Source organism: Nocardia sp. NPDC057668, from assembly GCF_042799795.1.
In the GTDB taxonomy this organism is placed as follows: Bacteria; Actinomycetota; Actinomycetes; order Mycobacteriales; family Mycobacteriaceae; genus Nocardia.
This window is the reverse complement of record NZ_JBHVIC010000001.1, coordinates 2,215,118-2,241,470: the sequence shown is the minus strand read 5'-3', so window position 1 is coordinate 2,241,470 and position 26,353 is coordinate 2,215,118. Positions and strand designations below refer to the sequence as shown.

24 protein-coding genes and 1 riboswitch are annotated in these 26,353 nt (G+C 70.8%); of the genes, 18 read left to right on the top strand and 6 right to left on the bottom strand.

The genetic code is table 11. The features are described from left to right. Positions 1–79: 79 nt before the first annotated feature. A complete protein-coding gene (locus ACFVBH_RS10315) occupies positions 80–784 on the bottom strand; it encodes an SDR family NAD(P)-dependent oxidoreductase (RefSeq protein WP_379001140.1) in 705 nt (234 codons plus the stop codon). Positions 785–897: 113 nt separating this feature from the next. Between ACFVBH_RS10315 and ACFVBH_RS10310 the strand changes: the two genes are divergently transcribed. Then, entirely contained in the window at positions 898–1,566 is a 669-nt protein-coding gene (locus ACFVBH_RS10310) for a TetR/AcrR family transcriptional regulator (RefSeq protein ID WP_379001139.1), read from the top strand. Positions 1,567–1,613: 47 nt separating this feature from the next. On the opposite strand, the gene ACFVBH_RS10305 is transcribed toward ACFVBH_RS10310, so the two are convergent. Further along, complete coding sequence (locus tag ACFVBH_RS10305) at positions 1,614–2,018, bottom strand: RidA family protein (protein ID WP_379001138.1); 405 nt, start codon at positions 2,016–2,018, stop codon at positions 1,614–1,616. Positions 2,019–2,164: 146 nt separating this feature from the next. On the opposite strand from ACFVBH_RS10305, the gene ACFVBH_RS10300 reads away from it, so the two are divergent. The 10 genes from ACFVBH_RS10300 to ACFVBH_RS10255 all read left to right on the top strand — a co-directional run bounded on the left by ACFVBH_RS10300 (position 2,165) and on the right by ACFVBH_RS10255 (position 15,046). Then, positions 2,165–3,043, top strand: coding sequence for a helix-turn-helix transcriptional regulator (locus tag ACFVBH_RS10300; protein ID WP_379001137.1), 879 nt, complete (start codon positions 2,165–2,167; stop codon positions 3,041–3,043). 113 nt (positions 3,044–3,156) lie between these two features. Further along, complete coding sequence (locus ACFVBH_RS10295) at positions 3,157–4,284, top strand: tRNA-dihydrouridine synthase (protein WP_379001136.1); 1,128 nt, start codon at positions 3,157–3,159, stop codon at positions 4,282–4,284. A 213-nt stretch (positions 4,285–4,497) separates the two neighbouring features. Continuing rightward, complete coding sequence (locus ACFVBH_RS10290; protein WP_354985120.1) at positions 4,498–5,184, top strand: SDR family oxidoreductase; 687 nt, start codon at positions 4,498–4,500, stop codon at positions 5,182–5,184. Continuing rightward, positions 5,181–6,248 carry an S-adenosylmethionine:tRNA ribosyltransferase-isomerase gene (locus ACFVBH_RS10285; RefSeq protein ID WP_379001135.1) on the top strand — a complete coding sequence of 356 codons (1,068 nt, stop codon included), beginning with the start codon at positions 5,181–5,183 and terminating at the stop codon, positions 6,246–6,248. Before ACFVBH_RS10290 ends, ACFVBH_RS10285 begins: the two co-directional genes overlap by 4 nt. Before the next feature lie 247 nt (positions 6,249–6,495). Then, on the top strand, positions 6,496–7,335 hold the full coding sequence (locus ACFVBH_RS10280) for a GNAT family N-acetyltransferase (protein ID WP_379001685.1): 840 nt from the start codon (positions 6,496–6,498) through the stop codon (positions 7,333–7,335). A 9-nt stretch (positions 7,336–7,344) separates the two neighbouring features. After that, a complete protein-coding gene (locus ACFVBH_RS10275; RefSeq protein WP_379001134.1) occupies positions 7,345–8,358 on the top strand; it encodes a lysophospholipid acyltransferase family protein in 1,014 nt (337 codons plus the stop codon). Between the two features lie 218 nt (positions 8,359–8,576). Then, complete coding sequence (locus ACFVBH_RS10270) at positions 8,577–9,833, top strand: family 1 glycosylhydrolase (RefSeq protein ID WP_379001684.1); 1,257 nt, start codon at positions 8,577–8,579, stop codon at positions 9,831–9,833. A gap of 78 nt (positions 9,834–9,911) precedes the next feature. Continuing rightward, positions 9,912–10,039: riboswitch (cobalamin riboswitch) on the top strand. A 36-nt stretch (positions 10,040–10,075) separates the two neighbouring features. Next, complete coding sequence (locus ACFVBH_RS10265) at positions 10,076–11,674, top strand: ABC transporter substrate-binding protein (protein ID WP_379001133.1); 1,599 nt, start codon at positions 10,076–10,078, stop codon at positions 11,672–11,674. 10 nt (positions 11,675–11,684) lie between these two features. Continuing rightward, on the top strand, positions 11,685–12,659 hold the full coding sequence (locus tag ACFVBH_RS10260; protein WP_379001132.1) for an ABC transporter permease: 975 nt from the start codon (positions 11,685–11,687) through the stop codon (positions 12,657–12,659). Continuing rightward, entirely contained in the window at positions 12,656–15,046 is a 2,391-nt protein-coding gene (locus ACFVBH_RS10255) for an ATP-binding cassette domain-containing protein (RefSeq protein WP_379001131.1), read from the top strand. The genes ACFVBH_RS10260 and ACFVBH_RS10255 overlap by 4 nt, the downstream gene beginning before the upstream one ends. Before the next feature lie 49 nt (positions 15,047–15,095). Here ACFVBH_RS10255 and ACFVBH_RS10250 read toward each other — a convergent pair whose 3' ends face one another. Then, on the bottom strand, positions 15,096–15,692 hold the full coding sequence (locus ACFVBH_RS10250) for a TetR/AcrR family transcriptional regulator (protein ID WP_379001130.1): 597 nt from the start codon (positions 15,690–15,692) through the stop codon (positions 15,096–15,098). A gap of 54 nt (positions 15,693–15,746) precedes the next feature. On the opposite strand from ACFVBH_RS10250, the gene ACFVBH_RS10245 reads away from it, so the two are divergent. Next, a complete protein-coding gene (locus tag ACFVBH_RS10245) occupies positions 15,747–16,721 on the top strand; it encodes an SMP-30/gluconolactonase/LRE family protein (protein ID WP_379001129.1) in 975 nt (324 codons plus the stop codon). A 51-nt stretch (positions 16,722–16,772) separates the two neighbouring features. On the opposite strand, the gene ACFVBH_RS10240 is transcribed toward ACFVBH_RS10245, so the two are convergent. Together ACFVBH_RS10240 and ACFVBH_RS10235 are read right to left on the bottom strand one after the other, a co-directional pair. Next, positions 16,773–18,341, bottom strand: coding sequence for a sensor histidine kinase (locus tag ACFVBH_RS10240; RefSeq protein ID WP_379001128.1), 1,569 nt, complete (start codon positions 18,339–18,341; stop codon positions 16,773–16,775). Further along, positions 18,334–19,011: a response regulator transcription factor gene (locus ACFVBH_RS10235; RefSeq protein ID WP_354985130.1), complete on the bottom strand. Its 678-nt coding sequence runs from the start codon at positions 19,009–19,011 to the stop codon at positions 18,334–18,336. Before ACFVBH_RS10235 ends, ACFVBH_RS10240 begins: the two co-directional genes overlap by 8 nt. 114 nt (positions 19,012–19,125) lie before the next feature. Between ACFVBH_RS10235 and ACFVBH_RS10230 the strand changes: the two genes are divergently transcribed. Beyond that, a complete protein-coding gene (locus ACFVBH_RS10230; protein WP_379001127.1) occupies positions 19,126–19,278 on the top strand; it encodes a hypothetical protein in 153 nt (50 codons plus the stop codon). 8 nt (positions 19,279–19,286) lie between these two features. Here the strand turns inward: ACFVBH_RS10230 and ACFVBH_RS10225 are convergent, their stop codons facing one another. After that, positions 19,287–20,255 carry a DUF389 domain-containing protein gene (locus tag ACFVBH_RS10225; RefSeq protein WP_379001126.1) on the bottom strand — a complete coding sequence of 323 codons (969 nt, stop codon included), beginning with the start codon at positions 20,253–20,255 and terminating at the stop codon, positions 19,287–19,289. A gap of 228 nt (positions 20,256–20,483) precedes the next feature. On the opposite strand from ACFVBH_RS10225, the gene ACFVBH_RS10220 reads away from it, so the two are divergent. The 5 genes from ACFVBH_RS10220 to ACFVBH_RS10200 all read left to right on the top strand — a co-directional run bounded on the left by ACFVBH_RS10220 (position 20,484) and on the right by ACFVBH_RS10200 (position 26,247). Then, positions 20,484–21,068 (top strand): lipocalin family protein, encoded by a 585-nt coding sequence (locus ACFVBH_RS10220; protein ID WP_379001682.1) that lies wholly within the window; start codon positions 20,484–20,486, stop codon positions 21,066–21,068. Between the two features lie 170 nt (positions 21,069–21,238). Then, positions 21,239–22,282 (top strand): YihY/virulence factor BrkB family protein, encoded by a 1,044-nt coding sequence (locus ACFVBH_RS10215; protein WP_379001125.1) that lies wholly within the window; start codon positions 21,239–21,241, stop codon positions 22,280–22,282. A 210-nt stretch (positions 22,283–22,492) separates the two neighbouring features. Next, positions 22,493–23,713: a cysteine desulfurase family protein gene (locus ACFVBH_RS10210; RefSeq protein WP_379001124.1), complete on the top strand. Its 1,221-nt coding sequence runs from the start codon at positions 22,493–22,495 to the stop codon at positions 23,711–23,713. Continuing rightward, a complete protein-coding gene (mnmA, locus tag ACFVBH_RS10205) occupies positions 23,713–24,831 on the top strand; it encodes a tRNA 2-thiouridine(34) synthase MnmA (protein ID WP_379001123.1) in 1,119 nt (372 codons plus the stop codon). The genes ACFVBH_RS10210 and mnmA overlap by 1 nt, the downstream gene beginning before the upstream one ends. A gap of 354 nt (positions 24,832–25,185) precedes the next feature. Beyond that, on the top strand, positions 25,186–26,247 hold the full coding sequence (locus ACFVBH_RS10200; RefSeq protein ID WP_379001122.1) for a methionine synthase: 1,062 nt from the start codon (positions 25,186–25,188) through the stop codon (positions 26,245–26,247). Positions 26,248–26,353 lie beyond the last annotated feature (106 nt).

The following is a 26,353-nucleotide window of genomic DNA, read 5'->3' as shown; positions in this document are numbered from 1 at the left end:
AGAGAGCCGCCCGGGTCACCCCGGGCGGCTCTCTCGCGCAAAGTCCCTCGAGTCCGTCGTGCGACGTTCGCGGGTGGGGTCAGGCGGCTCGTTCCACCTCCGTGTCCGTGGTGGCCATCAGGTACAGCTCCTCGGCGAGCTCGTCGGGGTGCACGCGCGGGAACTCTTCGGTGGTCACCTCGTCGAAATGGCCGGACTCGACCAGCCGCGCGGCCGCGCTGCGCTCGATCAGGCGGCCGATCAGCAACCCGCCGACGCGCACGCCGTGCGGGCGGACCTCCTCGTTCACCGTGTGCAGGTAGGTGAGCAGTCCCGACTGCGGCACGTTGACGCTGGCCAGGGCCGATTGTGGTTGGCGCGCACCGGAACCCAGGGCGATCAGGGCCGCGCCCGATCCGCGTTCGGTCATGGCGGGCAGCAGCGTGTGCAGCAGGTGGACCGGGGTGAGCAGGTGCAGCGGCAGCCAGCTGCGCAGGGTGTCCAAGTCCAGGGCGGTCGCGTTGACGGGCAGGCGGCTGACGTCGCCGGGGCTGTAGACCACCGCGTCCGGCAGTCCGTGCCTGGCGTGCAGTTCGTCGAGTGCGGCGGTGACCGCGACGGTGTCGGTGAGGTCGGCGACCAGGTGGTCGACGGTGACGCCCGCGGCGGTGAGCTGTCGCTCGAGCTGCCCGAGCACCTCGGTGTTGCGGGCGATGAGGGTGACCGAGTATCCGGCGCGGCCGAAGCGCTGCGCCGTGGAGAGTCCGAGCGCGGGACCCGCGCCGAACAGGGCCAGATGCGGCATTGCTGACTCCTTGGAATCGAACGGCAATGAAGTTGAGGGAGCACTCAAATTTGAGTGTGCCCTCAACTTAGCGCAGAAATCGAGGGGGCGCTCAACTTGTTAGGATCTGCCGTATGAGCGAGGTGCGGGCGGTGGCGGACCGGCAGCGGCGGCGCGATGCCCGCGACAATCGCGATCGGGTGCTCGCCGCGGCCCGGCGCCACTTCGCGGCCGAGGGCCTGGACGCCTCGCTGTCCGCGATCGCGCGGGCGGCCGGCGTCAGCATCGGCACCCTCTACAACCATTTCCCCACCCGCGATCTGCTCATCGACGCGGCCCTGCGCGATCTGGTCCTGGATTCGGTTCGCCACGCCGAACGGTCGCTGGCGGTCCCCGACCCCTGGACCGGCCTGGTCAATCACCTGACGGCCCTGGCGCAATGGCAGGCCGCCGATCGCGGCTTCACCGACATCTGCGTCCGCTCCCTGCCCCCCGACAGTCCCATCGAACAGGCGAAATCCGAAGGCCACCAACTCTTTCAGCGACTCCTGCAACGCGCCTGGGACAGCGGCCAACTCCGCCCCGACGTGGACCTCACCGATGTCGGATTGATGCTCTGGTCGGTGGTCCGCGCGACCGAAACCGTCCGCCCCCTCGCCCCCGACGCCTGGCGCCGCCACGTGGCGATCCTGCTCGACGCCCTCCGCGCCGAGGCCGCCCACCCCCTCCCCGGCAGTCCCCTGGACCCCGACACCCTCCGCGTCGCGATGACCCCGGAAAGCCCTGCCCCGAAACCGATCTGACCGACACTCTGTCGTGGTGACGGATTGGGGCACTACAGGTTTCGGAATCAGTTGGGGGCCAGGGCGACTACCTCCACCTCGATCAGCCAGTCGGGCTGGGCCAGGGCGGTGATCTCCAGGAGGGTGTCGGCGGGGTAGGGCTCGGCGAGGAACTCGGTGCGCAGGGTGATCACGTGGGGGAGGTTGGCGGGCAGGTCGCGGACGAAGATCCCGACCTTGATCACGTCGGTGAGGTTCGCGCCCGCCTCGGCCAGGACCCGTTCGACGTTGCGGAAGGCCTGGCGGCCCTGGTTCAGGAAGCCGCCGGGGACCGTGCCGCCGTCCTCGGTGAACCCGGCCTGGCCGGAGACGTAGATCAGGCCGCCCGCGGTGATGGCCTGGGAGATCCGGTACGGGTGGTACCAGTCGGGGCTGGTGGCGATCTTCTGGATACGCGGATTGCGGTCGCTCATCGGGCGGTTCCTCACGGTTGGTCGGCTGGCGCACCGGCGCGGCGCCGGATATCAGCCTGTCCGGCGGCGGATCGGGGTACCAGTGCCGCCGCAACCGATGGCCGCCGAACCGAGGTCTGCCGGACCCACCCTAGAATTCGGTACTCGTGGACAGCGCAGAGCACATCGGAGGGTTCCTGGCCTCCCGTCGTGCGCGCCTGCGCCCGGAGGACGTCGGCCTGCCCTTCTTCGGCACCCGGCGTCGCGTGCCGGGTCTGCGGCGCGAGGAACTCGCCCAGGTGGCCGGCGTCAGCGTCGACTATTACGCCCGGCTCGAACAGGGCAGGCTGGAGAACGTCTCACCGGCAATTCTGGACGCAGTGGCGAGCGCCCTGCGCCTGAGCGCGGACGAGCGCACCCACCTGTACAACCTGGCCCGTCCCCCGCACACCCCCGGCGACACGGACGACGCTCCCGCCCTGCGCCCCGCGCTGCACGCGCTGCTCGCCGCGATGGAGCAGATCCCCGCCTACATCGTCGGCCACCACACCAACATCCTCGGCTGGAACCGGGCCGCGGAACTGTTCTTCGGCGTGGATTTCGCCGGAGTGCCTCCCGCGCACCGGAGTTGGGCACACCTGGTCTTCCTGGATCCGCAGATCCACGCGCTGCTGGCCGAACAGCAGCCCGGCCTGGCCCGCCAGATCGCGAGCGACCTGCGCCTGCGCGCCGGCCATCGCCCCGGCGATCCGGAATTCACCGAGTTCATCGCGCGAATGCGGTCGAACAGCAGGCAATTCGACGAACTCTGGAGCAGTCACGATGTCACCGACGTCGCGTTCGGCAGCTACAGCTTCCGGCATCCGGTGCTGGGCCCGATCGAGTTGAACTACGAATTCCTGCCCCTGATAGGCGATCCCGGCGCTCGCGCACTGGTGACCTACACCGCCGTGCCCGGCACCCCGGCGCACCGCGCGCTGCGGGATTTCCTGTCCGCGGACAATCCCGATTCGCCGTCCGCCGACCAGGTCGAACAGCCAGGGTAGTTCTGCCGGACCCAGGTTGGCGAGTCAGCGGTGAGGCAGGCGCTGGCGCCCGTGCGCGCGGTCGATGAGGGTTTCCCCGAACAACGTCGGACGCTTTTCGAGGAGACCTTCGCATGACCACCGCCGCCAGGCAGTCCACCCATCCCGCGCTCGAGCCCGTCGAACTCGGTGCGCTGCGCCTGCGCAACCGGCTCGCGGTCGCCCCCATGACCCGGGTGTCCGCCGCCGCCGACGGCACCCCGACGGCGGCCATGGCCGAGTACTACCGCGAATACGCCACGGGCGGTTTCGGTTTGATCATCACCGAGGGCGTCTACACCGATGCCACCCACAGCCAGGGCTACTTCGGCCAGCCGGGCCTGGTCACCGCCGCGCACGTGGCCGGGTGGCGGCCGGTGGTGGAGGCCGCCCACGAGGCGGGCGCGGTGATCATCGCGCAGCTGATGCACGCGGGCGCGATCTCGCAGGGCAACGCCGGCGGATTCGAGACCATCGGCCCCTCGGCGGTCCCGCCGCGCGGGCAGATGATGGCCGACTACGGCGGGGTGGGCGGCGCCTGGTCCGCACCCCGGGAGATGACCGCCCGCGACATCGACGAGGTCGTCGCCGGATTCGCCGCCGCCGCCGCGAATGCCCGCGCGGCAGGCTTCGACGGCGTCGAGATCCACGGCGCCAACGGCTATCTGCTGGACCAGTTCCTGACCGACTACACCAATCTGCGCACCGACGAGTACGGCGGCGCGGTCGCCGATCGCATCCGCCTCACCGCCCGGGTGCTGGACGCGGTGCGCGCGGCGGCGGGCGACCTCGCGGTCGGCGTGCGCCTGTCGCAGACCAAGGTCAACGATTTCGGCTACCGCTGGCCCGGCGGCGAGGCCGACGCCCGCGTGGTGTTCGCGGCGCTGAGCGCGGCGGACTACCTGCACGTCGCCAGTGAGGGAAAGGATTTCATCGAGACCGCGCGCTTCGCGAGCGACGACACCATCACCCAGCTGGCGCGGGCGGTATCCGGCCGGCCCGTGATCGCCAACGGCGGCATGCACGTGCTCGAGCAGGCCGCGGCGGTGCTGACCGGCGGGCACGCCGACGTGCTCACCCTGGGACGCGGCGCGCTCGCCAATCCCGATCTGCCGCAGCGTGTTCGATCGGGTGTCGCGCTGGCGGACTTCGACTACGAGATGCTGCATCCGCTGGCGAATCTGGAGTCCGCCGCGGCCTGGCGCGCACGGTCCGGGCGCTGATCCAGGGTGCGCTCCCGCTGCGAGCCGCGGCCACTCGCCGCCGCCCCCTTCGCCGAACCCGGCCCGCTGCGGCGAAATTCGCGTAGGCAGGCGTGGGTGAGTCCCGAGCGCGGGACGGCGCCGGCAACGAGATGGAGGCCCCGGTTCTGCCCTGGGCAGAAGGCGGGCCGATGCCATTGACCTCAATATAAGTTGAGGTTGAACCATGGCCGTATGGAGCGAAACAAGAAGGCACTGATCACCGGGGCGTCGGCGGGATTCGGGCGGGCCGTCGCGCTCGAACTGGCGTCCCGGGGCTGGCAATTGGTCATTTCCGCACGCGGGGCCGAACGCCTGGCGCGGGTGGGGGCCGCGACCGGCGCGACGGCCGTGGCCGGGGACATCGCGGATCCGGCGCATCGGCGCGAACTGGTCCGGGCGCTCGGCGGCGAGCCGGTGGACCTGGTCCTCAACAACGCCGGTGGGCTCGGTCCCAGTCCGCTGCCCGCGCTCGAGCGCTACCCCCTGGCCGAGTTGAGGACCCTGTTCGACACCAATGTCATCGCGCCCCTCGCCCTGACCCAACTCGCCCTGCCCGCGCTGCGCGCCGCCGACGGCGTCGTGGTGAACATCAGCTCGGACGCCGCCGTCGCCGCGTACGCGGGCTGGGGTGGGTACGGGGCGACCAAGGCGGCGCTGGATCAACTCACCGCCGTGCTGGCGGTGGAGCATCCCGAACTCCGGATCTACGGTTTCGATCCGGGCGACATGCGCACCGGGATGCATCAGGCGGCGTTCCCCGGTGAGGACATCTCCGACCGGCCCGAGCCCGATACGGTCGTCCCCGCCCTGCTGCGCCTGCTCGGCGGAGAGCTGCCCAGCGGACGCTACGCGGCCTCGCAACTGGTGGTGGCGTCATGACGGTCGATCTGGCGGGCCTCGACTTCACCCTGCCCGCCGAGCTGTCGGCGACCAGGCCGCCCGAAGCGCGCGGGGTCGCGCGCGACGAAGTACGCCTGCTGGTCAGCGACGGCGACACCCTGACTCACGCCCGTTTCCGCGAGCTGCCGGCGTTCCTGCGTCCGGGAGACCTCGTGGTGGTGAACAATTCGGCGATGCTCGCCGCGGCGGTGGACGCCGAACTCGACGGCGTGCCCGCGGTGCTGCACTTCTCCACGTGGCTGACCGGACACCGCTGGGTGGTGGAGGTCCGGGATCCGGCGGGCACCCCGTGGGCCGGGCGGCCGCCGGAATCCGTTGCCCGGCTGCGGCTTCCGGGTGACGCCACCGCGGTGCTGCGGGAGCCGTGGCTGCCCGGCGCGACCCGCCTGTGGGTGGCCGAGGTCGACTCCGAGGTCCGGGAGGTGCTCGCCCGGCACGGCCGCCCCATCACCTACTCCTATGTCCCGGAACGGTGGTCGGCGGACTACTACCGCACGGTCTTCGGCCGCGAGCCCGGCAGCGCCGAAATGCCCAGCGCCGGTAGGCCGTTCACCGAGACGCTGGTCACCGAGCTGGTGGCCCGCGGTATCGCGCTGGCTCCGATCACCCTGCACACCGGGGTCTCCTCGCCGGAGACGGGCGAGCCGCCGCATCCGGAACGGCTGGTCGTCCCCGATCTCACCGCGCGCCTGGTGAATCTGACCCGCGCGGCGGGCGGGCGGGTGATCGCGGTCGGCACCACGGTGACCCGCGCCCTGGAGTCGGCCGCCGACGATCGGGGCCGGGTGCACGCCACCGCAGGCTGGACCGCGCTGGTGCTGGACGGTTCGCGCCCGGCCCGCGTGGTGGACGGCCTCATCACCGGCTGGCACGCGCCCGGGGCCTCGCACCTGCACCTGCTGGAATCGGTCGCCGGGGCCGAGGTGGTGGGGCGCGCCTACCGTGCGGCCGTCGACACCGGATACCTCTGGCACGAATTCGGTGACACCGCACTGCTGTTCCGCCGCCGACCCGGTGCGCACCCGGGCGCGGCGGTGGCGTAGGCTCGCGTTCTCATCCGCCGCCCGAGGTGGACCGCGCCCCGAAGCCGGGCGTCGCGGCAGCCTCGAATCGGGCCCGGTACCCACCCGGAATACGAGCGTTTGTCCTGGTAGGGAACGTTCGGAAGCGATCCGATGAACTCCGGGTTGCGGCCCCGCCGCGTTCATCGGACTGGCATCGACGCGCCATCTGGCGGTCGCTCCGGCGCAGTTTGGGCCTGGCTTGATCAACGACATGACCAGCATGGCAGTGTCGAAGTCCAGCCTGCTCCCCGCAGCGTCTTCCCCCCTCGTGCGCCCGGAACCGCCTCGTACCCCGGGTGGTTCGCAGTACTCCCTGGTCGTTTCCTCCGATGCCGAGCATCGCGAGGCCGCGCAGCGGCTGCGTTACCAGGTGTTCGCCGCCGAACCGGGTTTCGCCATCCCCGACAACGAGCACGGACTGGACGCCGATCGTTTCGACGATCACTGCGATCACCTGCTGGTCCGCGACGAGCTCACCGATCAGTTCGTGGGCTGCTACCGCATGTTGCCCCCGGACAAGGTGACCGCCGCCGGCGGCTACTACACCGCCACCGAATTCGATGTGAGCGCACTGGATCCGGTCGGCAACCGGATGGTGGAGATGGGCCGCGCCTGCGTGGTGCCCGATCACCGCAACGGTTCGGTGCTGACGCTGATGTGGGCGGGCATCCTGCACTACATCCAGCTGACCGGTTACGAATGGATCATGGGCTGCGTCTCGGTCCCCATGCAGCAGACGCCCGAGGATCTGCCCGGCTCGAACGTGCGCGGGGTCCGCGACCTGATTCTGCGCAAGCACGGCCTGGCGCCGGAACGGCATGTGCGCCCGTACAACCCGGTCGTCGTGCAGGGCCGCACACTCGACGAGATCGAGCCGCCGGCGCGCCCCAAGCTGCCCGCGCTGATGAACGGCTACCTGCGACTCAACGCCCAGATCTGCGGCGAACCGGCACACGACCCGGATTTCGCGGTCGCCGATTTCGTTGCCCTGCTCGGTCTGTCGACCGTCAATACCCGTTACCTGGAGCGCCTGCAGTCCGCGGTCGCCAGTATGGATGCCCGGTGATGAATCATGATGCCTGCCCTGCTTTCCCCCGGAACGGCCGGATTGTCTTGTCCGCCCGCTGAATCCAGCGCGCACGCGTGGATGCCGCACAGCCCCTGCGGTCCCGAATGCGTGCGCACCGCGCCCGAGGCGAACACGCTGCTCATGGCGGCCCGCATCCTCGGGTTCGGTGCGGTCCTGGCGTCCTTCCCGCTGGCCCACGTGCTCACCCCGCGCCGTCGCCGCGCGGCGCTGCAGAGCGGCTATGCGCGAACCCTGCTGCACTGCTGCGGAATCCGCGTCCGAGTGATCGACAACCGCACCTCCGGGGACAGCGCCGACACGGTTCGCGCGGGGGAGTCGGATACCGAGTCCGGTACGACCGACGCCGCACGGGGCGTGCTCGTGGTCGCCCCGCACATCGGCTGGACCGACGTCATGGCCCTGTCCGCGGTCGAGCCCACGTCCTTCGTCGCCCGCGCCGATCTCATCGACTGGCCCGTGCTCGGCGCGGTGGCCCGCAAGGTCCGCGTCATCCCGATCGAACGCGAACGCCTGCGCGCCCTGCCCGGCGTCATCGCCGAGATCGCCACCCGCCTGCGCGCGGGCGAACGCGTCGGCATCTTCCCCGAGGGCACCACCTGGTGCGGCCGCGCCCACGGTCACCTGCGTCCCGCTCTCTTCCAGGCCGCGGTGGACACCGGCACGCCGGTGCAACCGATCCAGTTGCGCTATCTCGACGCCCACGGCGAGGTGTCCACCGTGCCCGCGTTCGTCGGCATCGACACCATGGCCGACTCGATCCGGCGGGTATTGCGCTCACGCGGCGTCGTCGCCGAGATCACCCTGCGCCCGGTGCTCGCCCCCGGCACGGACCGGCACGACCTGGCCCGCCGCTGCGAACGCGCCATCGCCGACGCGGGTATCGACCGCACCTTCGCCGACCTGGTCCACCTGGCCGAGCACGAGCGCGTCGCGGCCCAGGTGGCGGCGCTGGAGGAACGCCTGCTGCAACCCTCGGCGACCCTGTCCGACCGCGGCTGAGGCGCGTCCGGCCGCCCGGACACGGATTCGACTGTCCCGGAGTCTTGTTCGCGATTCCTGGCGTACATCGCGGAACGCGCCGCATACTACCGCGTACACCGGCGTGTTTCGATGCGCCGGTGTATCGGTAGAGCTCGGTGGACCGGAGGGTCGAAGTGCGGCAGCGGTGGTCGAAGGTGTGTACGGCGGGGGTGGCGGCGGCCTTCTCGTTCGCGACGATGGCGGTGGTGGGGACCGCTCCCGCCGGGGCGGAGACGCCGGGGCTCGGGCCCGAGTTCGAGTTCGGCGTCGCGCAGTCCGGATTTCAGTCCGAGGGGTACAGCGCCGATTCCAATTGGCTGCGCTACGGCGATCAGGGGCGGGTGCGCGAGCCCATCGGGAACTCGGTGGATTTCTTCCACAACTACGCGGCGGACATCGAGCGGGCGCGGGGGCTGGGGGTGCGGATCTATCGCACCTCGGTCGAGTGGTCCCGCGTGGAAACCGCTCCGGGCAGCGACGATTCGGCGGGATGGGCGTTCTACGACGCGGTCATCGCCCGGATCGTGGAATCCGGCATGCGGCCGATGATCACCCTGAACCACTGGGTCCATCCGGGGTGGGAGGTGGATCGCGGCGGGTGGAACCGACCGGAGATGTCCTCGGAGCTGGTCGATTTCGCGCGGCGCGTGGTCGACCGATACTCCTGGGCGCGCCCGTTGTGGATCACCTTCAACGAGCCGACCGAATACGTCCGGCGCGAACTCATGTACGGCGGCCTGCGCCTGGAGAACGCGGGGCGCATGGCGGACGGCATCGTCTCCGCGCACCGGGAGATCTACCGCTACATCCATTCCGTGCAGCCGGACGCCGAGGTGTCCTCCAACCTGGCCTACATTCCCATCCCGGGCGTGCAATCGATGCTGGAGCAGCTCTTTCCGGAGCCGATGCGCGACACCCTGGATTTCATCGGCGTGGATCACTACTACTCGACCTCGATCACCGACCTGTCCGCCGCCTACGGTGCGACGGGTGAATTCTGGAAGAGCACCCAGGCCCCGGAGAGCATCTACTACGTGCTGCGCCACATAGCGTCCCGTTTCCCGGGCAAACCCATCCGCGTGATCGAGAACGGACTGGCCACGGGCCCGAACGGCGTCCGCGACGACGGGTACACGCGCGGGGATCATCTGCGCGACACCGTGTATTGGTTGCAGCGCGCCAAACAGGACGGCGTCGACGTCGTCTCGTACAACTACTGGAGCCTGACCGACAACTACGAATGGGGCGACTATTCGGCCCGCTTCGGCCTGTACACCGTTGACGCCCAGCATGATCCGAGCCTGACCAGGCATCCCACCGACGGCGTCGCCGCCTACCGCGACATCACCGCGCACGGCGGGGTCCCGCGGGGCTACCGGCCGACGCGCGCGCCGGTGACGTGCTCGCTGGTCGCCGTACCGGACAGCTGCGCCGCCCCGGCGGTCGTCGAGTAACCCGCGCGCGGCGGTCGCCGGCCGCCCGATGTGCGTCCCCGCGCGCCCGTTCCGTCCCGTAGGGTCGGTACCCGGCGTAGGGAACACCGGTGTGAATCCGGGGCTGTCCCGCAACTGTCACCGGGGAGCAATCCGCCGAGTAATGGCCACGACCTGCCCAGGTTGGAAGGCCGGCGGGGTGTGTCGATCCGGGAGCCAGGATACCTGCGCCCGCGGTATCGGGATCACACCAACGAGGATTGATGAACAACTACACACCGGGGCGGCCGGTTGCCGGCCGCCGTACATTCCTGTTCGGCAGTGCGGGCGCGCTCGGAGCCGTCCTGCTGGGTACCACCGGCGTCCTGGCGGGCTGCGGCTCGGATACGACCGCGCGGACCGCGGCCTCGGGTCCGCCCCGGCCGGGCGGCCGCCTGCGGACGGTGATCGCGGGGCGCTCGGCGAGCGCGGACGTGCTCGATCCGCATCAGGCCGGCAGCTCGGCCGGCGGCGCGGTATCGAAGAACGTGTGGGACAAACTGGTCGCCTACAACAACGACCTGACCCTGCGGTACCGGCTCGCCGAATCGATCGAGCCCAATGCCGACGGCAGCCAATGGCGTATCAAGCTCCGGCCGGGCGTCGTGTTCAGCGACGGTTCCCCGCTGACCGCGCGCGATGTGCTGTGGAGTTTCCAGCGCATGCTCGATCCGGCGAAGAAGTCCTCCGGTGACCTGTCGGCGGTCGACATGTCGCGCACCCGCGCCGAGGGCGATCTCGTGGTGGCCGTGCAGATGAAAACGCCGCTGGCGGACTTCGGTTCGGTGCTGGCGGGCTGGTACTGCTACATCGTCAAGGACGGCACCGGCGCCATCGACGGCTCGGTGCTGCCGGTGGGCACCGGCCCGTTCGCACTGGTCAAGTGGTCGCCGGGCGACCGGACCCTGTTGCGCCGCAACGAGAAGTACTGGGGCGGGCAGGTGTTCCTCGACGAGGTCGAGATCATCCAGATCGCCGAGACCGAGGCCCGGGTGAACGCCTTCCTGTCCGGGGAAGCCGATGTGGTGCACGAGATCTCGTACCTGCAGGCGCGGAACCTGTCGGGGGACGGCGACATCACGGTCGTGACCCCGCCCGCCGGTCTCATGGGCGCGTTCCAGATGCGGGTGGACACCGCGCCGTTCGACGACGTGCGGGTGCGCCAGGCCATGCGGCTGGCGGTGGATCGTCAGGCGATGGTGGATTCGGTGTACTACGGCTACGCCGAGCTCGGCAACGACATCTACGGCAAGGGTGCGCCGTTCTACAACGACGCTCTGCCCCAGCGCGCCTACGATCCGCAGCGCGCGCGTGAACTGCTGCGCGCGGCGGGCAAGGAGAACCTGACGGTCACGTTGCCGACCGCCGACGGCTTCCCGGGCATGCTGGAATCCGCGACGCTGTTCGCCGAGCAGGCCAAGGCCGCGGGCATCACCATCGAGCTCGAATCGGTTCCCGCCGATACGTACTTCTCACAGGTCAGCGGGAAGGCCGCGCTGTCCCACATCGGCTGGTGGAACTACAGTCTCGACTACTTCTACGGCCAGACCATGACCGGTGACGCGCCCAGCAACGGCACCGGCTGGAAGCGGCCCGGCTGGGACGCCAAGTTCGCGCAGGCGCGCGCGGCCATGGATCCGGCTCGCCGGGCGACGCTGTATCGCGAACTGCAGCAGGAACTCTGGGACGAGGGCGGCTACATCCTGCACAGCTTCGCCAAGCGGCCCGACGCCGCCCGCATCCATGTGGGCGGGGTGCGCGACGGTGTGCCGGGCACCGACGACTGGGCCAACTACGCGACCACCTGGCTGGCCGAGCAATGATTCGGCGGTCGTGATCGCCTATGCCGCCCGGCGGGCCGGCGGCGGGATCGTCGTACTGTTCGTCGTCGCGCTGCTGATCTTCGGGCTGTTCGAGTCGCTGGACTCCGACGCGGCGACGGTCATCCTGTCGCGGGCGGGCGGCGGCGACCCCACGCCCGAGCAATTGGCCACCCTGCGTGCGCAATTGGGACTGGACCGGCCCGCGCCGGTGCGCTTCGCCGAATGGCTGGCCGGGTTCGTGCACGGCGATTTCGGCGACTCCCTCATCTCGGGCAGGCCGGTGGCCGAGGTGCTGCTCGGGCGGGTCGGCAACAGCGTGGCGCTCGCGGCCGTCACCGCGGCCCTACTGATCCCGATCGCGCTCGCGCTCGGTCTGCTGGCCGGTGCGCGGCCGGGGACGCGGACCGATCGGTTGATCAGCGTCGGGTCGCTGGCGGTGGAATCCATGCCCTCCTTCGTATTCGGCGTGCTGCTGGTCGCCACCGTGTCGCTGTCGTTGCGGTTGCTGCCCGCGGTGTCGCTGCTGCCGACCGGTGCGAGCGTGTGGAGCCGGCCGGAGATCCTGGTGCTGCCCGTGATCTGTCTGCTGCTGGGGCTGCTGCCGCACCCGGTGCGGATGGTGCGCGCGCAGACCACCGAGGTCATGGCGAGTCCCTACGTGCAGACGTTGCGGCTCAATGGAATCGGCGGGCCGCGGCTCATGCTGCGCCATGTCGCGCCCAATGCGCTGTCGGCCTCGATTCATCCGCTGGCCGGATCGGTGGTCGGGTTGATCGGCGGTGTCGCGGTGGTGGAGACGCTCTTCGCGTTCCCCGGGCTCTCGCAGGAGTTGTTGCGCGCCATCGAGGCTCGTGACTTCCCGTTCGTGCAATCGGCGGCGGTGCTGCTGGCCGGGGTCGGGATCGGCGTGTATCTGCTGGCGGATCTGCTCACGCTGCTGGTGAGTCCGCGTGCGCGGCACGCGGCGATGGGGGAGCGGGTATGACGGGTCGTCTCCGATCGCTGTGGCTGCTGATTCTGGCGGCGATGCTGCTGCTCGTGGTGCTGGGACCGGTGCTGGCGCCGCATTCCCCGACGGCCTCGGCGGGGCCGCCGTTCCAATCGCCTTCGGGTCGGCATCTGTTCGGAACCGATGTGGTCGGGCGCGATGTGTTCTCGCGGGTGCTGCACGGCGGGCTGCCGCTGCTGGCCATCGCGCTGCCCGCCCTTGTGCTGGCGTACGTGCTGGGTGTGGGGCTCGGCCTGCTCGCGGGCCTGCGCCGCGGCTGGGACCGCTGGATCATGCGGCCGACCGACGCCGTCATCGTGCTTCCCTGGTTTCTGCTGATCGCCGTGATCGCCACCGCCGTCGGGGCGGGACCGGTCGCCATCGCGCTGACCGCGGCGCTGGCGTCGGTGCCGTGGATCATCCGGATCGTGCGGACCCGGGTACTGGAACTCGCCCCGTCCGGCTACGTGGAATCCGCTCGCGCGCGGGGCGAACCGCTGTGGCGGCTGGCCGTGGTCGAGGTGCTGCCCAATCTCCGGCCGTTGCTGCTCGCCGACGCGGGTGTGCGCATGTCGGCGACCATCTCACTGGTCGCGGTGAGCGGCTTCCTCGGCCTGGGCATGCGCCCGCCGTCCTCGGACTGGGCGCTGATGATCACCGAGAACCGGCCCGGGTTCGGGGTGCAGCCGTGGGCGGTGCTCGCCCCGGCGCTGGCGATCATGGTGCTGGTGGTGTCGGTGAACATGGTGACCGATCGGGCCTACGGCGCGGGCGCGCCGAGTGTGCCGCCCCGGCCGGTCGACGCGGCGGCCGGCACGGGTTTGTCGATGACCGGGCTCACCGTCCGCGATGCGAGCGGACACGCTGTGTTGGAGGACATCTCGCTGGAGCTGCCGGTGGGCTCGAGCGTGGCGGTGGTCGGCCCGTCCGGTGCGGGCAAGACCACCTTCGCGCTGGCCGCCCTCGGCGCGCTGCCCGCGGGCATGACCGTCTCCGGTGCGGTCGGCCTGCACCGGCGGGCGGGCCGCCGGACCGTCGGCTACGTGCCGCAGGACCCGGCGACCGGCCTCAACCCCGCCCTGCGCATCGGCGTCGCCCTGCGCGAGATGGCAAGACTGCACGGGAATGTCGACGGCGACGCCGTGATCGCCGACGCCCTGCGCCGCGTCGATCTCCCCGCGGATCGCGCCTTCGTCCGCCGCTATCCGCACCAGCTCTCCGGCGGCCAGCAACAGCGGGTGCTGCTGGCCCAGGCTCTCCTCGGCGATCCGGCCCTGCTGGTGCTCGACGAGCCGACCACGGGCCTCGATGCCCGGACCCGGTCCCTCCTGCTCGACACCCTGACCCGGGTCCGCGCCACCACCTCGACCACCTTGCTGGTGATCACCCACGATCTGGACGCGCTCTCCCCGCTCATAGATCAGGTGCTGGAACTGTATTCGGGCCGCGTCGCATCCCTGACCGCGTCCGGCGCGGCGGCGGGCGTCCTCGTCCCGACGCCGAAAGCCGCGCTCTCGCCGCCGCGCGTGCGGGATTCGGCCTCCGGCCAGAGCACGCGGACGATGCGTGTGGAAGATCCGGCGGTGGCATCTGCGCGGGCACCGTCCGCGACGGCCGCCCAATCGGTGAACAACGTTGTCGGACAGGAGTTGTCGGCATCCGAAGTGCGGGAATCCGACGGTGAGCCCGAGAGCCGGCCGGTGATCGGGGTGCGGGATCTGACCGTGGCGCATCGCGGTAGTGCCGCACCGGTCGTCGAGGGGGTGTCGTTCTCGCTGCGGGCGGGGGAGTGCCTCGCCATCACCGGGAGATCCGGGGCGGGCAAGACCACCCTGGCCCGGGCGCTGGCCGGCCTGCACGTTCCGGTGCGGGGTGAGATCGAGTTGGACGGCGCGGTCCTGCCACCCCGGGTCGATCGCCGGACCCTCGACCAGCGCGGGGCGATTCAGCTGGTCTTCCAGAACCCCGCCACCTCGCTCAACCCCTCGTACCGCATCGGTGATCAGATCGACCGTCCACAACGCCTGCTGCGCAACAGTTCCGCCGCCGCCGCCCGCACGCGAACCCTCGAGCTCCTCACCGGCGTCGAGCTCGCCCCATCCCTGGTGAACCGCCATCCCGCCCGTCTCTCCGGCGGTCAGCAACAACGCGCCGCGATAGCCCGCGCACTGGCGGCCGAACCCCGCGTCCTCATCTGCGACGAGGTCACCTCGTCCCTCGACCCCCGCACTCGCGCCCGCATAGTGGATCTCCTGGACGAATTGCGCTCCGCCGGAACGGCACTCATCCTGATCAGCCACCAGACCGAGGTGATCGACCGCCTCGCCGACACCGTACTGACCCTGAACGCCGCCGATTCCGAGCGGACGATCGAAACACCGTGAGATACAGCCGATTCGACGGGGTACGACCACGGCGGGAAGCTGCCGGAGGTTACGGGGCCACCGCGCGGCAGGACAGCTCCACGAGCTGGTCGGCGGCCGCGCGGGTCATGGGCTCGCCCGCCACCAGCCAGCGGTAGACCAGGGGGCCGAAGATCAGGTCGCGGATCAGGTCCGGGGCGAGATCGACGCGGAGCTGGGTCGTGGCCTGCGCCCGGGTTATCAGCGTGTGGACGGCGGCGGCTCGGGGCGCGAGGTAGGAGGCGAACAGGTGGTTCGCCAGCTCGGGGTCGTGGCGGGCCTCGGCGTGCAGGACGAAAGTCACGGGGGCGTGCGGGCTTTCGGTGAAGGCGGTGATGAAGTTCGTGGCCACCGTGCGCAGGTCGGCCAGGGGATCGCCGGTGTCGGGGGTGGCCAGGGGCGGCAGGCCCGCGGCGAGGGCGTGGGCGACCAGGGCGGCCTTGCCGGGCCACCGGCGATAGATCGTCGGGCGGGTGACGCCCGCCGCCTTCGCGACCGCCTCCAGGGAGAGCGCGGAGTACCCCTGGGTTGCCAGGATGTTCAGGGTCGCCCGCAGGATGTCGTGGTCGATGCCGGGGCGGCGGGGGCGGCCGCGCGGGGACGGGGCGGCGGGGTCTTGACTCGGCACCCGATCATGCTACTTAATTTACGGATCGTATCGTAAATGAAGAGGGGTGGGCGCGTGCGCCGATCGACTATGCGCGGCAACCGAACCGGGGGCGGACTGCCGATCGCGGCGCTGCTCGCACTGGCAGTGATCACGACGGGCGGTGCGCAGGCGTCCGCGCGGCCGGGGGACGTGGCGGGGGTCGCCGCACCGGGCTGTGCCCCGGCCGTCCAGGTCGGCGGCGTGCGCGCGACGGCGCCGGTGCTCGACTGGGCGGAGAACCTCGGCTACGACGCTCGCGGGAACCTGTGGGTCGCCCGGATATTGCGCGGTGAGGTGCAGCGCTACGACGCCACCGGCCGGCTGACCGCCACGGTCGCGGTCCCCGCCCCCGGCGCGGTGCGACTCGGCCCGGACGGCTGGATGTACGTGGCGTCGGGCGTGCTGCCCTGGAATCTGGTCACCCCCACCCTGAACGGGTCGGTCGTTCGCTTCGACCCGGACGCGGAATCCCCCGTGGCGCAGCCGTACGCGACCGGACTCGGCATGCCGAACGGCCTCGACTTCGACGCCGCCGGGCGCCTGTACATCGCCGACAGCAGGCTCGGCGTCCTCCGGCTGCTGCCGGGCGGCGCGGCCGACTCGGCGTGGAACGCGGTCGCCCCCAAGAACCTCGACCTGGCCAAGAACGTCAACGGCATGACCCTGAACGGTGCGGCGATCCTGGGCTCGGACCTGTATGTCACCGTCACTTCGAGCCCGACGGCCCGGGTCCTGCGCATCCCGCTGGACGCCCCGGACCGCGCCGAGGTCGCGGCCGATCTGCTCTTCGCGGGCACCGCCCTCCCCGACGACCTGCTGGCGGCGGGCGAATCGCTCTACGTGGCAACGACACTCGGCCAGGTGATCCGGCTCGATCCGCGCACCGGCGCGACCTGCACGGTCCTGTCCGGCCAGCCCGCGACCGCCCTCGCGTCCGCGCCGGACGCTCCGCACGAACTGGTCGTCGCCACCGAGTCCGGCGACCTGATCCGACTCGACCTTCGATAGCGAGCCGGCCGCCGCCGCCACGCTCGAACCCCGGGCATCCCGGTTCGCTCGTCAGCTTCCGCCCGCCGTCTCCAGATGCTCCGGGACGCGGGCAGTCGCGTCGAGCGCGCACCCGCCGATCCCGGGCTGCTCGGAGTGCCGGGCGTGCTGACCGATCGCGCCCGGCCGGGTCGCCGACCCACGGGTCACACCGCTCTCGCCGTCGGCGGCAGGGAAGCGAGCGATGAACAACGCGCCCCCGCATGCGGATTCGCTCACCTCGATCGACCCGCCGTGCCGCCTGATCACATCACCCGCGATGGCCAGTCCCAGCCCGGTTCCGCCGTGGTCCCGGCTGCGCGCGTTGTCCAGGCGCACGAAGCGTTCGAAGATCCGTTTGCGGTCGGCCTCGGGCACGCCCGGCCCGTCGTCGGCCACGGCCAGTTCGACGGTCCGGCCCGCGCGGACGGTGACGTGGACGGTGCTCGACGCGTGCCGCTGCGCGTTGTCCACCAGGTTGTCCAGCACGCGACCGAGCTGAATTCGGCTGCCCAGCAAGACAACCGGTGCGTCCGGCAGATCGGCGCGGACGGGTTGGCGATCGGCGATGCGCCGCAGCAGCGTCTCTCGCACGAGCACGGTCAGATCCACCCGATCCGGTCGCGGCCGCTCGCCCGCGTCGAGGCGAGCGAGCAGCAGCAGATCGGTGGCGAGCTGCCCGAGCCGCACGGTGTCGTCGAGCAGCCCGTCCAGATCGAGCAGGTTCGGATGCGCCTGGGAGATCTCGAGGTGCGTGCGCAAACTCGCTATGGGACTGCGCAATTCATGTGCGGCGTCCGCGATGAACTGCCGCTGCTGGCGCGCGGACTCCTCCAGCGCCGCCAGCGTCGCGTTGGTGGTGGCCGCGAGCCGGGCGATCTCGTCCCGCGACGAGGGTTCCGGCACGCGCCGTGACAGGTCGCCGCCCATGATCTCCACGAGCTCGGCCCGAATGGACTCCACCGGCCGCAGCGCGCGCCGCGTCACCGACCAGGTCACCGTCGCCACCAGGGCGAGCAGCGGGAGCAGTCCGATGAGCATGGCGTCGCGGACCTCCAGCACCGCCTCGTCCGCGGTGGCGAGGGAGGCGGCCGAATAGATCGTCACCGCCCGCCCGTCCGGTCCGGTGACCGCGATCGCCGCCACCCGGAAGTCGTAGCTGCCGGTATCCTCCTCGGCCACGGGCAGTTTCATGTCCCGGAACGTCGCTCCCGTCACCGAGCCCGGTTCGAGTTCACCGTCCTCCCACAGGTCGTCCGCGCTCGCGTCCTCGACCGGCGCGGCGGGCGCGAAACTCGCGAAGGGTGGCAGCCCGAGCAGCTCCTCGTCGGCGGCGAGCACCCGCCCGTCGGCCGAAACGACCTGCACCGGTTGGTCATTGGGATCCGGCAGCCTGAGCGCGGAATACTCGGCGCCCGTGGTGATCTGGGCCGCCACCTCGCGCGCCGTCATCTCCGCGTGCAGGCTCGCCGCGTCGATCAGGTTGTGCCGCAACACCAGCAGCACCGCCGCCCCCGCCACGATCATCGCCGCCGCGACCACCATGGTCGCCACCGACGTGGTGCGCGCGCGAACCGAGCCGAGCCACCGCGGTTCAGTCATGGCCCGATGTCAGCCGATATCCCGCGCCGCGCACCGTCGTGATCGACCTGCACCCGAACGGGGCGTCGATCTTGCGCCGCAGCGCGCTGATGTAGACCTCGACGATGTTCGCGTCGCCGTCGTACTCGTTGTGCCAAACATGGTCCAGGATCTCGTTTTTGGGCACCACCTGCCCCGCCCGTGCCGCCAGGTACTCCAGTACCGCGAACTCCTTCACCGTCAACGGCAACTCCTGGATCCCGCGCCGGCAGCCGTGCGTGTTCGGGTCGACCACGAGGTCCCCGACCTGCAGCACGGTGGCCCGCTCGCGCCCGCCCCGGCGCAGCAGCGCCCGGACCCGGGCCAGCAGCACGACGTACGAGAACGGCTTGCGCAGATAGTCGTCCGCGCCGGTGTCCAGGCCCTCGGCCTCGTCGTACTCGCCGTCCTTGGCGGTCAGCATCAGCACCGGGGTGGGGATCCCGGCGGTGCGCAGCGCCGAGCACACGCGGTAGCCGTTCATACCGGGCAGCATGATGTCGAGAATGATCAGGTCGTAGTCCCCGGCCCGGGCTCTGTGTAGTCCGTCGAGGCCGTCGTAGGCGACCTCCGCCGCCAGCCCCTCCGCGGTCAACCCTTTGGCCAGCACGTCGGCCAACCGCTTCTCGTCCTCCACGATCAGCAGGCGCATGCGGTCAAGCGTGGCAGATCCTTCCTGAAGAACCCTTCAGGTGTCATCGCCCCTCGTGTCGGCCGCGGGCTGTCAAGGTGGGCTGCGAACGAGTCCACGTCCCAGGAGGCCGTCATGACGATCGTCCGCCGCACCCTCGCCCGTCTGCGTTCCCCGCTCGTCGTCGCCGCGATCGTCGGCTTCCTGATGATCGGCGGGACCGTGCTCACCGTCACCGCCCTGAGCCTGCACGGCACCAGCAGCCTGACCACCCCGAGCGAGGACTGACCCCGCGATCACCTGTCGCCGATGCGGCTGCCGACGGTGTGCACGATGACGACCCGCGGATTCCAGGGGACCAGGTCGTCCACCCGGTTCTGCAGGTCATCGGCCGGCGGCAGATCGCCCGGTGCGAGCACCGAGATGGTGGCCGTGTCGCTGTGCAGCGTCACGCCGGTGACCTCGGCGCCGGGAATCCCGTTCAGCCAGGCGCGGGTGGCGTCGGAGATCTGCCCGGCCCACAGGGTCGACATGGTGTTGATCACCATCGGCACCGCGACCAGGATCAAGGCGGCGGTCAGCACGACGTAGGCCCGGCCGCGGCGGGCGGCGGCGACCCCGGCCTGGCGGCCGTAGCCGGTCGCGATCAGCACCACGGTGGCGGTGATGACCATGGCCACCATGTTGGAGGCGAAGAGCACGAAGGCTCCGAGCGCCAGACCCGGTGCGTGCGAGCCCAGGCAGACGCCCACCACACCCAGCGGCGGCACCAGCGAAATGGCGATGGCCACGCCCGGCAGGACATCGCCCACATCGCGGCGGGTCATGGCGATCACGCCGACCAGCCCCGTCGCCAGGGCGGCCGTCAGATCCATGAGCTTGGGTGAAGTGCGGCCCAGCACTTGGGAATTGGACAGCACGTCGTCCGGACTCGGCAGCACCTGCGCGAACAGGAGCCCGATCGCGACCACCAGGGCGATGCCCGCGCCCACCAGCAGCAGGCTGCGCCCGATCAGCGCGGCCCGGCCGGTGGCGATGCCCAGTCCCACACCGAGGATCGGCACGGACAGCGGCGCGACGATCATCGCGCCGATCACCGTCGCCGTCGAGTCCCCGACCACGCCCGACACCGCGATCACCGCGGACAGGGTGAGCATGATCCAGAACGCGGACCGTTTGGCGCGGGTGTCCCCGGTGCTCAGGTCGAGCCGGTCGACCAATTCGTCCAGCGTGCGCCGCTGGCTCGCGGGTACCAGCACCGACATGGGCGCTCCTGGTTGGGTGATCGACGCATATCGAGAAGACCTTCGGCGGAACGATACGACCGGGCTCGGCGACGGCGCTTCGCCCGGCGCGGGTGAACTTCGGCGTCGACCGCGAGCATTCGCGCTCCCGGATGAATGCATCGGTTATGCATCGATCATGGCTAGGATGGCCGCACGTGACCAAGGAGGAACATCGTGAGTCCTGCTCGCTCGACCGTCGCCCTGACCATGCTGGCCGCCGCCACCGCCGCCGCCGGTTTGTCCGCACCGGCCTCGGCCGCGCCGCCCGCGCCTGTTCCGCAACTGGAACTCGAGCGCTACCTGGGCGCCTGGAATCAACTCGCCGCGATCCCGCAGTACTTCAACCTGATCTGCGCGCGCGACACCCGCGCCGAGTACGACCTCGATGCCGCCGGTGATGTTTCGGTGCGCAATACCTGCACCACCTGGGGCGGAACCCTGAACGAGATCCCCGGTACGGCAACGGTCAACGATCCGGACACGGGCGCGCAGCTGCACGTCAGTTTTCCGGGCGTGCCCACCCAGGACATGCGATACGGCCCGACGAACTACATCGTCACCGCCCTCGGCGCGGACTATTCGTGGGCACTGGTCACCGACCCCTATCGGCTGTCCGGCTTCGTCCTGTCGCGCACACCCGCCCTGGCCCCCGACCAGTGGGACCGGGTCCGCACGGCCATCACCGACGCCGGCGAAGATCCCTGCCTGTACCTCACCTCACCGACCACCGGCGGACTGCAGAACATCGCCCCGCTGTGCTCGGGTACCGCCTTGACCGCCGCTGACCACTAGGCGAGCGGCGGGCTCGGCCCGTGTGCTCGTTCCGCGGGCGGTAGCGGCAAGCGGAAATGTGCCGGTGCTGGCAATTCGGCCGCCGGGCGTTTACCGGAGGCCGGTCGTGGGTCATACGTCCTTGTACAGAAACGGGCGTGGTCGGTCACGACGGTGCGGGAGGTGTGGGGTTGACTGTCAAGCAGCAGTGGGGCCGGCGGTACTCGATCATGCGGGCGCGATCGGTTCGGGTGGCGATTCATACGGTCCGGGCGGCCTGGTCCGACGAGCTGTCCGATCGGGCGGCGACGCTCACCTACCACGGCATGCTGTCGCTGTTCCCCGCCTTGCTGATCGCGATGGCGGTGCTCGGGTTGCTCGAACCCCGGTCGGCCGAATCCATCGCGGAGGCGGCCGGGCGGCTGGGCCCGGCCGACGGCAGAACGGCGCTGGCGGAGTCCATTCGACACCTGCAGCCCTCGGCGAACTGGTCGGGACCGGTGGCGATCATCGGGCTGGTCTTCGCGGTCTGGACGGTCTCGTGTTACCTCGGGGCCTTCATGCGCGCGGCGAACGCGCTGTACGGGGTTCCCGAAAGCCGTTCGGCGGCAAAGACGATCGTGCTCCGTCTGGTGCTGAGCGTGTTGCTCGTCGCCGCGATCGTCATGGTCGTCGTGGGATTCGCCCTCACCGCCGGTGTGGCGACCCGGGTCGGCGGTTCGCTGCACGTCAGCTCGACCGTGCTCGACGTCTGGCGGGTCCTGCGCTGGCCTCTCCTGGCCTTGATCGCGAGTGTGGTGCTGGCGCTGCTGTATTGGGCCGCACCCAACGTGACGGGACAGCGCCTGCGGTGGCTGACGCCTGGCAGTCTGCTCGCGGTGGCGACCTGGATCGCGGGATCGCTCGGGTTCGCCTTCTATGCCGATCGATTCGATTCGTTCAACCGGCTCTACGGCTCGTTGGCCGCCGCGGTGATAGTGCTGGTCTGGATGTGGCTGTCCAACTTCGCGCTGCTGCTGGGGGCGGTCATCGACTCGCAACTCTCGCGGCAGCGGCTGTTGCGCGCCGGTGGGGGAGAGCAGCGGGAGTCCGCCGCCGTCGAACCGAACGCTCCCGAGGTGCGCGGCTGTGATGCCCCGAAGGTGCTCGACAGAATACTGCCCGTCATGACGCCCGACCTGGGCGCCGGGCACGAAACGACGGCAGTGGGCGCGGCGCGGCACGCTCGCGGTTGACCCCGAGCCGCCCCGCGCCCGGTGATCGCCCGGTCGCGCCCCGCATCCGCGGTGTTTCGCCGAGCGTGCCCGGCAGTCCTGAGCAAGACCCGATTGTGGTTGTCTTGCCTGCGTGATGATCGACCTGGCGGAGGTATCGGGGTGGGGTTGTGTGGCTGGCGGGTACGGCGGGAATATCGGCGAGACGGCGGCGGCTATCCTTTATCAGTCATGAAGTCGGCTTTCCCGGGGTCCATCGGTGCCCAGACGGTCTACCTCGATCACGCGGCCACTACTCCCATGTTCCCGGTCGCCGTCGAGGCGATGACCGCTGTGCTGGGGTCGGGCGGTAACGCCTCCTCGCTGCACGGGTCGGGGCGCGCGGCGCGGCGGCTGCTCGAGGAAGCGCGCGAATCCATCGCCGCGGGGCTCGGCGCCCGGCCCTCGGAAGTGATCTTCACGTCCGGCGGGACCGAGAGCGACAACCTCGCGATCAAGGGCATCTACTGGGCGCGGCGCGACGCCGATCCCCGGCGTACCCGGATCCTGGTCAGCTCGGTCGAGCATCACGCGGTGATCGACACCGCGGAGTGGCTCGAAGAGCACGAGGGCGCGCAGGTCACCTGGCTCGAGGCCGACGCGGACGGCATCATCACCCCGCGCGTGCTGCGCGACGCCCTGGCGGCGCACGCCGACGAGGTCGCGCTGGTGAGCGTGATGTGGGCCAACAACGAAGTCGGCACGATCCAGCCGATCGTCGACTTGGCCGCCGTGGCACAGGAATTCGACGTTCCCATGCACAGCGACGCCGTGCAGGCGGCGGCGCAGCTGCCCATCGACTTCGGCCGCAGCGGACTGGCCGCGGCGAGCTTCGCGGGCCACAAGGTCGGCGGGCCGCACGGGGTCGGGGTACTGCTGCTGGGCCGGCAGGTCGGTGCGGTGCCGCTGCTGCACGGCGGCGGGCACGAGCGCGACGTGCGCTCGGGCACCTCCGATGTGCCCGCGGCGGTGGGGCTCGCGGCGGCCGTGCGCGAGACCGTCGCCGGAATGCGGGTTCGCGCCGTCGAATTGGAGCGGCTGCGCGATCGGCTCATCGACGGCGTGCGGGCCGCAGTGCCCGACGCCATCCTCAACGGCGCGACCGGTGAGCGCAGGCTCCCGGGCAACGCCCACTTCACGTTCCCCGGCTGCGAGGGCGATTCGCTGCTCATGCTGCTGGACGCCGCCGGGATCGAATGCTCGACCGGATCGGCCTGCAACGCCGGTGTCGCCGGACCCAGCCATGTGCTGCTCGCCATGGGTGTGGAACCGCGGCTGGCGCGCGGGTCGCTGCGATTCACCTTGGGACACAACTCGACCGACGCCGACATCGACGCCGCGCTGGCCGCGCTGCCGCAGGTCGTCGAACGGGCGAAGGCGGCCGGCATGGCCGGGGCGAAAGGAGGCTTCTAGTGCGAGTACTTGCCGCGATGAGTGGTGGTGTGGATTCCGCGGTAGCGGCCGCACGCGCCGTGGACGCCGGACACGAGGTGGTGGGCGTGCACCTGGCGCTGTCCGCCTCGCCGGGCACGCTGCGCACCGGATCGCGCGGTTGCTGCTCCAAGGAGGACGCCGGTGACGCCCGGCGCGCCGCGGACGTGCTCGGAATCCCGTTCTACGTCTGGGATTTCGCCGACCGCTTCAAGGAAGACGTCATCGACGACTTCGTCGCCGCGTACGCCGCGGGGGAGACCCCGAACCCGTGCCTGCGCTGCAACGAGAAGATCAAGTTCTCGGCGCTGGCCGATCGCGCGGTGGCGCTCGGCTTCGACGCCGTGGTCACCGGGCACTACGCCCGGCTCGAGGACGGCGTGCTGCGCCGCGCGGTCGACGCGGACAAGGATCAGTCGTACGTGCTCGCGGTGCTCACCGCGGATCAGCTCTCGCGCGCGATGTTCCCGGTCGGCGACACCCCGAAGCCGGCGATTCGTGAGGAGGCCGCCGAGCGCGGGCTCGCCGTCGCGAACAAGCCGGACAGCCACGACATCTGCTTCATCCCCTCCGGCGACACCCAGGCGTTCCTGGGCGCGAAGATCGGCATCCGCCCCGGCGCGGTGCTCGACGCCGACGGCACCAAGCTCGGTGATCACAAGGGCGTGCACGAGTTCACGATCGGTCAGCGCAAGGGCCTGGGCCTGCCCGGGCCGGCCGCCGACGGCAAGCCGCGCTACGTCACCGGGATCGACCCCGACTCGGGCGTGGTGACGGTGGGCTCGGCCCAGGATCTCGAGGTGTGGACGGTGCTTGCCGACCGCGCGATCTGGACCTCCGGCGAGACCCCGGACGGCCCGATCGAGTGCGTCGCCCAGGTCCGCGCCCACGGCGGCACCGCCCCGGCGGTCGCCGAGGCCGCGGGGAACGGCCTGGTGGTCCGTCTGCGCGAGCCCCTCACCGGCGTGGCCCGCGGGCAGGCCGTGGTGCTGTACCGCCCCGATTCCGACGGCGACGAGGTGCTCGGCAGCGGCACGATCTCCGGCACCGATCGCGAACGGCATTCGTACCCGGGGGAATTGGTCTCCGACAAGGCGTAGCCGGGAGTCGGGTCGAACGCGGGGGCGCCGCGGTGACCGCGCCGTACCGAGTGTGAACGGATATGTTCGCCGCCCGGGCCCGCGCCCGTGCCCGTGCTCGACTGGCACGGAATTCGTCCACCCGGGGTCTCCGGCCGCGCATTTGGCCGGGATTCATGTCCTGAGCACAATGGAGCGCGGCCGTTCCGCGCGAATTGGCGGAACGTGAGCGCTGTGAGTCCGGGTCCGGTGGCTGTTCTCCGAAATGTTGTGCCCGGTCCGTCGCACGGATGCGGGCCTGTGCGAAGGTTCGCGTAGTCGTCACCGGGCGGCTGCGAAATATCGGGTACGACCGAGTGAACGGTGGTGGCGCGGATGAGTGACGTCGACGACGGGGTTTCGGTGCTGCGCGGCGGCATCGCGACCGGCATGGGCTCCTGGCCCGGCGTCGACGCGCGTGAGTCCGCCGCGACCGTGGTCGGGGAACTCGGCGGCCTGCCGCATCTGGTGGAGTTGCCCGCCCGGGGCGTCGGGGCCGACATGATCGGCCGGGTGTCGCCGCTGCTGGTGGACATGCGCTTCGACGGCACCACGCGCGGGTATCGGCTCGCGGTCCGGCCGGGTGCGGTGGCGCGGCGGGCTCACGATCTACTGCGCGAGGATCTGGATCGACTCGAAGAAGCCTGGGAGACAGCGGGTCTCGCGGGATCGGGGCGGACGGTCAAACTTCAGGTCACGGGACCGCTGACTCTCGCGGCGGAGGTGGAGCTGCCGCACGGGCACCGGGTGCTCACCGATTCCGGTGCGGTGCGCGATCTTTCGGAGTCGCTCACCGAGGGCATCGCCCGGCACGTCGCCGAGGTCGAGAAGCGACTCGGCGCGAAAGTCCTGCTGCAGCTGGACGAACCACTGCTGACCCGGGTGCTGGAGGGGACCCTGCGCGGGGTCAGCGTCCTGAACACGGTGCGCGCCCTGCCCGAACCGGAGGCGCTGCACATCCTCGACACGGTCATCACCGCCCAGCCCGGCCCGGTCCTGCTGCACAGCTGCTCGGCGAGCCCGGCGCTCGGGTTCCTGCGCAAGTCGGCCGCCGCGGGCGTCGCCTTCGACATGGCCGCGATCGGCGTCGCCGACCTCGACCGCGTCGGCGAATTGCTCGACGACGGCAGGCATCTGGTGCTCGGCCTGGTCCCCACCACGCCGCCCGACCTGCCCATCACCTGGCGCGACGTAGCCGAACCCGGTGTGCGCCTGATGGATCGCCTGGGCTTCCCCCGCCGCCTGCTGGCCGAGCAGATCCTGGTCTCACCCGCCTGTGGCCTCGCCGGTGCGTCGCTGGAGTGGGCGCGCAAGGCCCTGACCCTGGCGACCGAGACGGCCGCCGTCTACGCCGACGAGCCCGAGTCCCTGGACTTCACCGACCCGGCGACTCGCTGACGCGGGGCAATCGGTGGCGCGTCCGAAGGCCGCCGATGGACGCGGTATCGCACCGTACGACAGGGCACGAGCCGCCCGGATGACCAGGGCCGCGGGGTTGCCGGCC

Bases quoted from the DNA above. Each gene is read 5' to 3' on its own strand.
- ACFVBH_RS10225 (WP_379001126.1), bottom strand. From the start codon at position 20,255: ATGTCGGTGCTGGTACCCGCGAGCCAGCGGCGCACGCTGGACGAATTG.
- ACFVBH_RS10290 (WP_354985120.1), top strand. From the start codon at position 4,498: ATGGAGCGAAACAAGAAGGCACTGATCACCGGGGCGTCGGCGGGATTC.
- ACFVBH_RS10240 (WP_379001128.1), bottom strand. From the start codon at position 18,341: ATGACTGAACCGCGGTGGCTCGGCTCGGTTCGCGCGCGCACCACGTCG.
- ACFVBH_RS10315 (WP_379001140.1), bottom strand. From the start codon at position 784: ATGCCGCATCTGGCCCTGTTCGGCGCGGGTCCCGCGCTCGGACTCTCC.
- ACFVBH_RS10285 (WP_379001135.1), top strand. From the start codon at position 5,181: ATGACGGTCGATCTGGCGGGCCTCGACTTCACCCTGCCCGCCGAGCTG.
- ACFVBH_RS10230 (WP_379001127.1), top strand. From the start codon at position 19,126: ATGACGATCGTCCGCCGCACCCTCGCCCGTCTGCGTTCCCCGCTCGTC.
- ACFVBH_RS10275 (WP_379001134.1), top strand. From the start codon at position 7,345: ATGCCTGCCCTGCTTTCCCCCGGAACGGCCGGATTGTCTTGTCCGCCC.
- ACFVBH_RS10210 (WP_379001124.1), top strand. From the start codon at position 22,493: ATGAAGTCGGCTTTCCCGGGGTCCATCGGTGCCCAGACGGTCTACCTC.
- ACFVBH_RS10310 (WP_379001139.1), top strand. From the start codon at position 898: ATGAGCGAGGTGCGGGCGGTGGCGGACCGGCAGCGGCGGCGCGATGCC.
- ACFVBH_RS10270 (WP_379001684.1), top strand. From the start codon at position 8,577: ATGGCGGTGGTGGGGACCGCTCCCGCCGGGGCGGAGACGCCGGGGCTC.
- ACFVBH_RS10200 (WP_379001122.1), top strand. From the start codon at position 25,186: ATGAGTGACGTCGACGACGGGGTTTCGGTGCTGCGCGGCGGCATCGCG.
- ACFVBH_RS10255 (WP_379001131.1), top strand. From the start codon at position 12,656: ATGACGGGTCGTCTCCGATCGCTGTGGCTGCTGATTCTGGCGGCGATG.
- ACFVBH_RS10295 (WP_379001136.1), top strand. From the start codon at position 3,157: ATGACCACCGCCGCCAGGCAGTCCACCCATCCCGCGCTCGAGCCCGTC.
- ACFVBH_RS10305 (WP_379001138.1), bottom strand. From the start codon at position 2,018: ATGAGCGACCGCAATCCGCGTATCCAGAAGATCGCCACCAGCCCCGAC.
- ACFVBH_RS10235 (WP_354985130.1), bottom strand. From the start codon at position 19,011: ATGCGCCTGCTGATCGTGGAGGACGAGAAGCGGTTGGCCGACGTGCTG.
- ACFVBH_RS10265 (WP_379001133.1), top strand. From the start codon at position 10,076: ATGAACAACTACACACCGGGGCGGCCGGTTGCCGGCCGCCGTACATTC.
- ACFVBH_RS10220 (WP_379001682.1), top strand. From the start codon at position 20,484: ATGCTGGCCGCCGCCACCGCCGCCGCCGGTTTGTCCGCACCGGCCTCG.